Source organism: Ruminococcus sp. (assembly GCF_045129435.1).
Classification (GTDB): domain Bacteria; phylum Bacillota; class Clostridia; order Oscillospirales; family Acutalibacteraceae; genus Ruminococcoides.
Genome location: NZ_JBGVJL010000181.1, coordinates 1 through 10,977 on the forward strand (window position 1 = coordinate 1; position 10,977 = coordinate 10,977).

Consider the following 10,977-nt stretch of genomic DNA (forward strand, 5'->3'; position numbering starts at 1 on the left):
AATATAAAACAACAAAAACCCCCGTGGAAAACCACGGGGGAGAAGTAACGAAATAATTTATCTATTAAACTGTTTCGCTGTTGTTGCCATAGTAAGCATTGAGGTACATCTGCTTGATTTCCTTGAAGAGTGGGTATCTTGGGTTAGCACCAGTACACTGGTCATCGAATGCCTGCTCTGTCATATCGTCAAGTCTTGCAAGGAAGTCAGCTTCATCGATGCCGTACTCCTTGATTGAGCTCTTAATGCCAACTCTTGCCTTAAGGTCATTGATAGCCTTAATAAGGTTCTCAACGCTATCAGCGTCATCCTTACCGCCAAGGCCAAGGAATCTTGCTACTTCAGCGTAACGAGCCTGTGTCTTTGGATGATCATACTGTGGGAATGTACCCATCTTAGCCGGAGTCTCTACTGAGTTGAAACGGATAACCTGCTCGAGCATAAGAGCATTTGCAATACCGTGTGGAATGTGGTGGAAAGCACCAAGCTTATGAGCCATTGAGTGGCAAACACCGAGGAATGCGTTAGCAAATGCCATACCAGCCATTGTAGCACCGTGAGCAACCTTCTCACGAGCGAATGGTTCATTCATACCGTTGTCATAGCAAGCTGGGAGATACTTGAAGATAACTTCAAGAGCTCTAAGAGCAAGACCGTCTGTAAAGTCTGTAGCCATCATTGAAGCGTAAGCCTCAAGAGCATGGCTGACAGCATCGATACCAGAAGCAGCAGTAAGACCCTTAGGACCGCTCATCATATTGTTAGCATCTACGATAGCCATATTTGGCATAAGCTCGTAGTCAGCGAGTGGGTACTTAACGCCAGTTTCCTGATCAGTGATAACTGCGAATGGAGTAACCTCAGAACCTGTACCTGAAGATGTTGGAACAGCAATGAAGTAAGCCTTTTCACCCATCTTAGGGAATGTGTAAACTCTCTTACGAATATCGCAGAAACGCATAGCCATATCCATAAAGTCAGCTTCCGGATGCTCATAGAGAACCCACATAATCTTACCAGCGTCCGTTGCTGAACCACCACCAAGAGCGATGATTACATCTGGCTCGAACTTACGCATAGCCTCTGCACCCTTCTGTGCTGAGAGAAGTGATGGGTCTGGCTCAACATCAGCAAATGTTGTGTGTACAATGCCCATTTCATCAAGCTTGTCTGTGATTGGCTTTGTATAACCATTCTTGTAAAGGAATGAGTCAGTTACGATGAATGCTCTCTTCTTGCCCATAACATCCTTGAGTTCCTGAAGAGCAACAGGCATACAGCCTCTCTTAATATAAACCTTCTGTGGTGCTCTGAACCAAAGCATATTTTCTCTCCTCTCGGCTACTGTCTTAATGTTGATAAGGTGCTTAATACCTACGTTCTCAGATACTGAGTTACCGCCCCATGAGCCGCAACCAAGTGTAAGAGATGGTCTAAGCTTGAAGTTGTAGAGGTCACCGATACCACCCTGTGAAGAAGGTGTGTTTACGAGAATACGGCAAGTCTTCATACGACCTGCAAATTCGTCAATCTTAGCTCTCTCATTAACAGCATCAACATAGAGGGAAGATGTATGACCGTAACCGCCGTCAGCAACGAGCTGCTCAGCCTTAGCAAGTGCATCCTCGAAGTCCTCAGCCTTGTACATAGCAAGTACTGGAGAAAGCTTCTCGTGAGCGAATTCCTCGCTGATGTCAACACTCTCAACCTCACCGATAAGGATCTTAGTTTCTTCAGGAACTGTAACACCTGCAAGTGCAGCGATTGTTACTGGCTTCTGACCAACGATCTTAGCATTAAGAGCACCGTTGATGATGATTGTCTTTCTTACCTTCTCTGTCTCTTCGTCATTGAGGAAGTAGCAACCACGAGCCTTAAATTCCTTCTTAACCTTTGAATAAATCTTCTTTTCAACGATAACTGACTGCTCAGAAGCACAAATCATACCGTTATCAAATGTCTTTGAATGAATAATTGAGTTTACAGCAAGAAGAATGTCTGCTGATTCGTCAATAATTGCAGGTGTATTACCGGCACCAACGCCGAGAGCAGGCTTACCTGATGAATAAGCAGCTTTAACCATGCCAGGACCACCTGTAGCGAGGATGCAGTCAGCTTCCTGCATAAGCATATTTGTAAGCTCAAGGCTTGGAATATCAATCCAGCTGATGATGCTTTCCGGAGCACCTGCAGCTACAGCAGCCTCAAGAACAACCTTAGCAGCCTCGATTGTGCTCTTCTTAGCACGTGGGTGAGGGCTGATGATGATACCGTTTCTTGTCTTTAAGCAGATAAGTGTCTTAAAGATAGCTGTTGATGTTGGGTTTGTTGTTGGAATAACAGCAGCGATAACACCGATTGGCTCTGCAATCTTCTTAATACCGAAAGACTTGTCCTCTTCGATTACGCCACATGTCTGTACATTCTTATATGCGTTGTAAATATACTCAGAAGCGAAGTGGTTCTTAATAACCTTATCTTCTGCTACGCCCATGCCTGTTTCTTCAACAGCCATTTTAGCGAGTGGGATTCTCATCTTGTTAGCTGCGGATGCTGCTGCAAGGAAAATCTTGTCAACCTGTTCCTGTGTGTAGGTTGCGAAAATCTTCTGAGCTTCTTTAACTTTTGCTAAAGCTGCCTCAAAAGTCTCTGCGTTTTCTACGATCGGATACTCTTTTGTGCTCATTAAATCTACCTCTTATCTTGCATTTTATATTATCATTCAGCAAAAAGCTGAAAATGGATGACTGATTAATCTGTTGCTTTGAATTCAATCTTGTTTGCTTTACCATTGGATTTAACATAGCTTTCTGCATAAGAACCCTTTGGTGCATTTATAGTAACAGTATTTGTGTTGTCACAAACTGTGTACTGTGTCATTTTAGTAACATTGGCAGGAATATTGATTTCCGTAAGGTTAGGACACTGATAGAAAACATATTCACGAATTTCCTGAAGGTCGCCCTCTTCAATAGTAACGCTCTTAACGCCTGAGCCCTGGAATGTATAAAGACCAAGGTCTGTTACTGAGGCAGGTACTGTAACTTCTTCAAGAGAAGTACAAAGGAAGAACACATTGCTGCCGAATGTTTTAAGATTTTTTGAAAGCTTTACTGATTTAAGCTTTGAACAAGCCTGAAAAGCGTGTCCCTGAATTTCAGTAATTGTGTCAGGAATTGTAACTGTTTCAAAATCCTTTTGGCTGAATGCGTTAGGACCGATAGCAGTTACCTTATAGTTATTGTAGCTGTCAGGAATAACAAGGTCTTTGTCATTACCTGTGTATTCTGTAACCATAAGCTCGTTACTGTTTATAATGTAGTAACCAAAGCCGTTGTCTGTAAGATCAGGCTTTGTAGCTTCAATGGTATAACCCGGCTCATTCTGGTTGGAACAGCCGCAGCCTGAGAAGCTAAATACCATAGTGGCACACATTGCTCCTGCAATAAGTGCACATAATATTTTTTTCATAATTTGAAGGATCCTTTCAAACTTTAGTACTAGTACTGAGCCTTTTTCATTTCTCAGCAATACCATTTTAACATCTTTGTTAAATATTTGTCAATGTATTTTCGGCTTTTTTTTCGTATTTTTAAACTTTTATCGCATTACCTAATAAATAACTAAAAAGCCGTGTAGTATTCTTACATAATCGACAAAATACTCACATTTTTAACTTTTGCAAAAAATCTTAATTTGCTTAAAAGAAATATAAATAAATTTGATATAAAATGTGCTTTTGCTCGCATATGCAAGTAATTTAGCGTTGCTAATAAATACAAAATTTCGCAACACGATGTCTAAAAAATGTAAATATCAACAAAACTCGTCAAATCGTCATATTCTTAATTATAATAACTTGAAATTCGAAACAAAAGTGTTAAAATATAGTGTGGAAAATTTAATAAATTTCCTATATTAATATGTATAGGGAAAGGGGCATATCTATGGATTTAATGATGATTCTAAGAAACCTTGCCATTATCCTTGTTGCAGCAAAGCTGTGCGGACTTCTTGCCCGTAAGCTTAAAGCACCACAGGTAGTTGGCGAAATCATCGCCGGTCTTATTATCGGTCCTTCACTTCTTAACCTTGTAGTTAAGGACGACTTTATTTCCGGTATGGCAGAAATCGGTGTTATCTTACTTATGTTCTCAGCAGGCTTGGGAACCGACCTGAAAGAGCTTGTTAAAACAGGTCCGGTTGCATTGCTGATTGCTTTGTCGGGCGTTGCAGTTCCTCTTGTAGGCGGTATGCTTGTGTATATGGGCTTTGGCTTTGGTACACCTGATACTCAGCTCTATGAAGGCATATTTATGGGTACTGTACTTGCCGCAACATCTGTAAGTATTACAGTTCAGGCACTAAAGGAAATGGGTCACCTCAAAGGAAAGGTTGGCACTACGATATTGTCGGCTGCGATACTTGATGATATTATCGGTATCATTCTTCTTACTGTAGTAATCGGCTTTAAGAGTCCTGATGTATCTCCCGTAGATGTATGTATCAAGACAATTCTCTTCTTTGTGCTTGCAATCGTTCTTGGCTTTGCACTTTACTTCCTCTTTAAGTGGATAAGTAAGCATTGGCCTCACTCAAGAAGAATTCCGATTTTCGGTCTTGTTCTTTGTTTTGCAGCAGCATATTGCTCAGAAGAATTCTTTGGTATTGCAGATATTACAGGTGCATATGTAGCAGGTATCATTCTTTGTAATATCAATGATGCGGGCTATATTGAAAGAAAGATGGACATCAGCTCTTATATGATCTTTGGACCAATCTTTTTTGCAAGCATTGGCTTACAGACAAGCTTTGATAACTTCAATCTTCAGATTTTGTGGTTCTCAATCGCACTTGTAGCAGTCGCTCTTGTAACAAAGATTATCGGCTGCGGCGGTATGGCTAAGATTTGCAAGTTCAATGTACCTGATTCACTTAAAATCGGTGTTGGTATGATGAACAGAGGCGAGGTTGCACTTATCGGTGCTCAAAAGGGACTTGATGCCGGTCTTATGGACGCTAAGTTCTTTACAGCCGTAATTATTCTTATTATTGTATCTTCAATTCTTACTCCTATTCTTTTAAAGGTGCTCTATTCAAAGTGGCCTGATAAAAAAGACAGTGAAATTGAAAACGAAAAGAAGCTTGCTCAGGAAGGTGTGGGTGCTACCTACAATATTTCTGACAATGACTTCAAACAGGAAGAAAATAAATAATTTTCACAATAAACCAACCGTTCTCGTGTGGGAACGGTTGGTTTTTACTTTGCAGCATGTTCAAAAAGAAATTCTAAATATTTCAAATAGTTACAAAAAATTACTTATTTTGTAACATAAAACAAAGAAAATATTCTATTGTAGAATAATAAACGGCTTTTTATTGTGCCTTTTACCAAAAATGCCGTTAAGTGCTGCACAAGGGGTTGATTTTTTCTGATATATCTGCTATAATTATTACAAATTTGTTAATAAGTGTAATTTTGATGTAATTATTACACTTAACACAATTTGGAGGTAATAACAATGCAGCGAAGTAAGAAAATTGCTTCTGTGCTGCTGAGTGTGACAATGCTTTCCGGTGCTTGCGTAGCAGGAAGCAGTACCACAGCTCATGCGTCCGGCACAGGTGCAGGTCTTGCAGAGTGGGCACTCAATGCGTATTATAGCGGTTGGAGCTATGTTTACGGCGGAGCAACTCCGGGAGCCGTAGATTGCTCGGGACTTATCTATTCCTATTGCGGAGGTAACGCAAGAGGCGGCGATTCTCAGCTATATGCGTCAAGTGAGAGTGGATATATCAGCAATGGTATTCCAAGAGTTCATGGACTTGGTCTTCATATGGACGGTCATGTCGGCGTTTATATCGGTGACGGTATGGCAGTTGACGCAAGAAATGACGATGAAGATGTATGCTATGACACCGTAGATTATATGGGCTGGACTCAATGGTACAAGGTAGGAGCTATTGACTACATTGAAAACGGTTGGGAGCAGTTCAACGGTGATTATTACTATTACGAAAATGGTGAGTACATAGTAGATACATCAAGAACTATTGACGGCACAACCTATTACTTTGACTCAAAGGGTAGGTCAAGCAACACCCCGTCAAATCCATCATCATCTTCATCATCTTCTTCATCAAGCAGCTCTTCAAGCACAGACAACAGCTCTTCAAGCAGTAACTCGGACGATTCTTCAAGCGAGAACACAGAAGCTAAGGAAGAGGTAAAGGAAGAAACTTCTACAGAGCCGGCTCTTTACAGAAACGGCGATGAGGCAGACGAGATTAAGAAAATTCAGGAAAGACTTAAGGAGCTTGGCTACTACAACGGCGAAGTTACCGGTAAGTTTGATGACGAAACAGAGACAGCCTACATTCAGTTTCAGCAGGCAGCAGGCGTATCTGTAGATGGTATATCCGGTACAGACAGAGATATTCTCTATTCAGAGGATTGCCCCACATATGCTGATGCACAGGCAAAGCTTGCTGAGCAGTCAACTACATACAGCCTTGGCGATCAGAGCGATGCTGTTCTTACAATTCAGAACAGACTTGCAATTCTCGGTTTCTTTAATGAAATAGCTACAGGCTATTATGGTGACACAACAGTACAGGCAGTTGAGGCATTCCAGCTTGCAAATAACCTTGAGGCAACAGGTATTGTTGATCAGACAACATATCAGGCAATGTTCTCTGCAACTGCTCTTTCAAACAGTGGTTATGCTCTTACAACCTCGGTTGGATATACAGGTCCTTATGCAATGCCTGCAACAAATTCATTTGTCTTGCAGAATACACAGAATCAGGACTATGCACATTCAGCAGCAGTTGTAGCACAGGCAGCAAATAAGGTTACAAAGAAAGCACTTTCTAATACATCAACTGATGCACCAACCCTTATTAGAGCAGCTGTTAAGCGTAATCTTAATGTAGGACTTTGGTTTGTGGTTGTTCTTGCAATGCTTTCAATTTTTGGCGGTGTATTTATCGTTAAAAATCTTAAAGCCACTAAAAAGGCACGCCGTACAAGAGCAAGAAGTAAAAAATCTTACACAAGAGTAAAAACTGAAGCTCGTTACTGGTAAAATTTAAGCCGTATCTTATGGTTGTCCATTTGATACGGCTTTGTTATATTGCAAAATAATTTATTATGTGATAATATAAACTTAGGAAGTGATATTATGGATAAAGAATTAATTAAAAGAATAAATGAACTTGCAAAAAAGAAAAAAACTCTCGGACTTAATGCCGAAGAGCAGGCAGAGCAAAAGCAGCTTTATGCAGTATATCTTGCAGAAATCAGGCAGCAGTTTGACAGCACACTTGATAATGTAAGCATAAAACAGGAGGACGGCTCGGTAGTTCCTTTTAAATCTGCCGCTAAAAAGAAAAATTCAGACGATAAAAAGCCGGAATAAGAGTTTCTTTTTGTAAAATTAAAGGGTTGATTCAGTAAATTTGAATCAACCCTTTTTGGTTATAGCTTAATCATCAAGACAGCTGTCAAGTCTGTCAATGATATTCTGCTTATCCATATGCTGACCAATGAATACAAGCTTGATTTCACGGTCGCCGTACTTTTCGTCCCAATGCTCTTCAATATCAGGATACTCTTTAAAGTACTTTTTCTGTTCGCTCTTAGGGAATGCAGCAAGCCATTTGCCGTTTTCTGTTGCAGTAATCTGTACGCCTGCCTGCTCAAATACATAGAGGTAATCTCTCTTGTCTTTGTCTGAGAACCAGAGGATACCCTTTGCACGAACTACGCCCTTTGGCCAGTCGTTTACAAAATTCTGTAATTTCTCCTGATTGAATGGGCGACGGCTGTGATATACAAATGTGCCAATTCCGTATTCTTCGTCATCGTCACCATGGTGGTGATGGTGGCAGCAATGGCCATGCTCATGATCACAATGTGAGTGATCTTCGTCATCGTGATTATGGTGATGATGTTCATGCTCGTCCTCGTCATGATGATGGTGTTCATGCTCGTCCTCATCGTGGTGGTGATGATGCTCGTGCTCATCTTCATCATGGTCGTGATGCTCGTTTCTCTCATCCTCGTCTTTATCATAAGCCTGAGCCCAACCTGCTGAACCGGCAGTTTCCTCAAAGTTGTAAAGATTTGTATTGAGAATGTCACCAACACTAACCTTACCGTAGTTAGCCTCAATAATCTTAGCCTTTGGCTGGAGTGTTCTAATCATAGCCTTAACTCTGCCGAGCTGCTCTTCATTTACCATATCTACCTTGTTGAGAATGATAGTTGAGCAGAACTCAATCTGCTGAATAACGAGGCTTTCAATATCCTCCTCATCAACATCATCTTTAAGAAGATTGTCACCGCACCCGAACTCTGTAGCCATTCTGAGTGCATCAACAACTGTAACAATGTTGTCAAGACGGCAGATAGCAGGAGTACCTTCTTCTTCGTCACCCTCAAGCACAGCAATGGACTGAGCAATAGGGAGTGGCTCGCAGATACCGCTTGCCTCAATGAGAATGTAGTCAAATTTGCCTGACTTTACAAGCTCAGCAATCTGATTGATAAGGTCAACCTTGAGAGTACAGCAGATACAGCCGTTTGAAAGTGGAACAAGGTTGTCATCTTTCTGAGTTACAACGCCGGCTTTCTGAATAAGCTCAGCGTCAATATTGATTTCGCCAATATCATTTACGATAACGGCACATTTGTAGCCCTCCTGATTACCGAGAACATGGTTGATAAGTGTAGTTTTACCTGATCCAAGATAGCCTGTAAGCAATGTTACAGGAATTGGAAGCTTTGGTTTTGCCATATATGTCATTTCCTTTCAAGAATAGTTTTCTACGAATCGAATAATAGCACAACCGAATTACTTTGTCAAGTGGTTGAAAGTTAGTTGTGACTAATTATATAAAATTACATTGACAAATATTCCTTAAATGATATAATTATAATGTAAAGTACATATAATATTTTGAAAGGACGATACTTTTGTTTGAAATTATATTCTATGAAACAGAAGATAGTCATAAACCTGTTATAGACTTTTTGAATTCTCTTGATACAAAAATGAGAGTAAAAGCGTTAAGAGAGATTCAACTTTTAAAAGAATTTGGATATACACTTAGAGAGCCAAATTCTAAGGCATTACAAGACGGATTGTTTGAACTAAGAATAAAGCAGGGAAATAATATATCAAGAATTATATATTTTTTCTTTATCAATAATAAAATAGTAATGACAAATGGTTTTATGAAAAAAACACAGAAAACACCAAAAGCAGAAATTGAAAAAGCTAAAAAATATAAAGATGATTTTGAAAGGAGAAATAAAAATGGATGATTTTGAAAAATACCTAAATTCACAGCTTAGTAATGATGAAGATTTTAAAAATGAATGGGAAAACAGTGAGATTGAGTATGAATTGACTAAAACACTTATTTCTCTTAGAAATCAGGAAAATCTTACACAGCAACAGCTTGCAGAGCGTACCGGTTTAAGGCAGTCCAATATCAGCAGAATTGAAAATGGTTCAGTTGTACCGAGTTTGACTACTCTTGAAACGATAGCTCATGGGTTGGGAAAGAAACTTAAAATTGAATTTGTATGAAGAAAGGGTTGCCGTACCTTAGTTAGTATGGCAACCCTTTTTATGTTATTTATAATTTATTTAAATATCAGTTCTCAGGAACTTTTGGAAGTCCGTCAAAGCCTTTCTTGAGTTCCTCGTCGGTAGGAATATAGTCACTCATAAGACCGTCGTTGAATTTCTGATAAGCAACCATATCAAAGTAACCTGTACCTGTAAGACCAAAGAGAATAGTCTTTTCCTCGCCGGTTTCTTTGCACTTGAGAGCCTCGTCAATAGCAACTCTGATTGCGTGGCTGCTTTCAGGAGCAGGGAGAATACCCTCAACTCTTGCAAATTGCTCAGCAGCTGCAAATACAGAAGTCTGCTCAACTGAGGTAGCTTCCATAAGACCGTCATGATAAAGCTGAGAAAGAGTACTGCTCATACCATGGTAGCGAAGTCCGCCTGCGTGGTTGGCTGATGGAATAAATCCGCTGCCGAGTGTGTACATCTTAGAAAGCGGACAAACCTTTCCTGTATCACAGAAGTCATATGCAAATTTACCTCTTGTAAGGCTTGGGCAAGATGCAGGCTCAACAGCAATAATTCTGTAATCAGCCTCGCCTCTGAGTTTTTCACCAACAAATGGAGAAATAAGACCGCCAAGGTTAGAACCACCGCCTGCACAGCCGATGATGATGTCAGGCTTAACATTATATTTCTCAAGAGCTTTTTTAGCCTCAAGACCGATAACAGACTGATGAAGAAGTACCTGATTGAGTACGCTGCCGAGTACATAGCGGTAACCCTCTGTAGAAGTTGCAACCTCTACTGCCTCAGAAATAGCACAGCCAAGGCTGCCTGTAGTGCCCGGGTGCTCCTCAAGAATCTTTCTGCCCACAGCAGTATCCATAGATGGGGAAGGAGTAACGCTTGCACCGTAGGTTCTCATAACCTCTCTTCTGAACGGCTTCTGCTCGTAAGATACCTTAACCATATATACTTTGCAGTCAAGACCAAAGTATGAACATGCCATTGAAAGTGCAGTACCCCACTGACCAGCACCAGTTTCAGTAGTAACGCCTTTAAGTCCCTGTTTTTTAGCATAGTAAGCCTGAGCAATGGCAGAGTTAAGCTTATGGCTGCCGCTTGTATTGTTGCCCTCAAATTTATAGTAGATTTTAGCCGGTGTATCAAGAGCCTTTTCGAGGAAATATGCTCTGATAAGCGGAGATGGACGATACATCTTATAGAAATCCTGAATTTCCTGTGGAATATCTATGTAAGCGTCAGTATCGTTAAGCTCCTGTGCTACAAGTTCTTTACAGAATACAGGATAAAGCTCCTCTGCTGTCATAGGTTTAAGTGTAGCAGGATTAAGAAGTGGAGCTGGTTTGTTTTTCATATCTGCACGAAC

9 protein-coding genes are annotated in these 10,977 nt (G+C 40.5%); 5 read left to right on the forward strand and 4 right to left on the reverse strand.

Going from position 1 to position 10,977, the window contains the following annotated elements; genetic code table 11:
- Positions 1-64: 64 nt before the first annotated feature.
- On the reverse strand, positions 65-2,686 hold the full coding sequence (gene adhE, locus ACJMMI_RS08325; RefSeq protein WP_405354898.1) for a bifunctional acetaldehyde-CoA/alcohol dehydrogenase: 2,622 nt from the start codon (positions 2,684-2,686) through the stop codon (positions 65-67).
- Between the two features lie 65 nt (positions 2,687-2,751).
- Complete coding sequence (locus ACJMMI_RS08330) at positions 2,752-3,471, reverse strand: leucine-rich repeat domain-containing protein (protein WP_405354900.1); 720 nt, start codon at positions 3,469-3,471, stop codon at positions 2,752-2,754.
- 476 nt (positions 3,472-3,947) lie between these two features.
- Between ACJMMI_RS08330 and ACJMMI_RS08335 the strand changes: the two genes are divergently transcribed.
- The 3 genes from ACJMMI_RS08335 (at position 3,948) to ACJMMI_RS08345 (ending at position 7,421) form a co-directional block, all read left to right on the forward strand.
- On the forward strand, positions 3,948-5,216 hold the full coding sequence (locus tag ACJMMI_RS08335) for a cation:proton antiporter (RefSeq protein WP_405354902.1): 1,269 nt from the start codon (positions 3,948-3,950) through the stop codon (positions 5,214-5,216).
- Between the two features lie 306 nt (positions 5,217-5,522).
- Positions 5,523-7,088, forward strand: a complete 1,566-nt coding sequence (locus ACJMMI_RS08340) for a peptidoglycan-binding protein (protein ID WP_405354903.1) — start codon at positions 5,523-5,525, stop codon at positions 7,086-7,088.
- A gap of 96 nt (positions 7,089-7,184) precedes the next feature.
- Positions 7,185-7,421, forward strand: a complete 237-nt coding sequence (locus ACJMMI_RS08345) for a DUF896 domain-containing protein (RefSeq protein ID WP_405354904.1) — start codon at positions 7,185-7,187, stop codon at positions 7,419-7,421.
- 66 nt (positions 7,422-7,487) lie between these two features.
- On the opposite strand, the gene ACJMMI_RS08350 is transcribed toward ACJMMI_RS08345, so the two are convergent.
- Entirely contained in the window at positions 7,488-8,801 is a 1,314-nt protein-coding gene (locus ACJMMI_RS08350; protein ID WP_405354905.1) for a CobW family GTP-binding protein, read from the reverse strand.
- 179 nt (positions 8,802-8,980) lie between these two features.
- Here ACJMMI_RS08350 and ACJMMI_RS08355 point away from each other — a divergent pair, with 179 nt between their 5' ends.
- A complete protein-coding gene (locus ACJMMI_RS08355; protein WP_405354906.1) occupies positions 8,981-9,331 on the forward strand; it encodes a type II toxin-antitoxin system RelE/ParE family toxin in 351 nt (116 codons plus the stop codon).
- Positions 9,324-9,599 (forward strand): helix-turn-helix domain-containing protein, encoded by a 276-nt coding sequence (locus tag ACJMMI_RS08360; protein WP_405354907.1) that lies wholly within the window; start codon positions 9,324-9,326, stop codon positions 9,597-9,599. The genes ACJMMI_RS08355 and ACJMMI_RS08360 overlap by 8 nt, the downstream gene beginning before the upstream one ends.
- Positions 9,600-9,666: 67 nt before the next feature.
- Here the strand turns inward: ACJMMI_RS08360 and ACJMMI_RS08365 are convergent.
- A partial coding sequence (locus tag ACJMMI_RS08365; RefSeq protein WP_405354909.1) for a TrpB-like pyridoxal phosphate-dependent enzyme occupies positions 9,667-10,977 on the reverse strand: 1,311 nt, incomplete at its 5' end.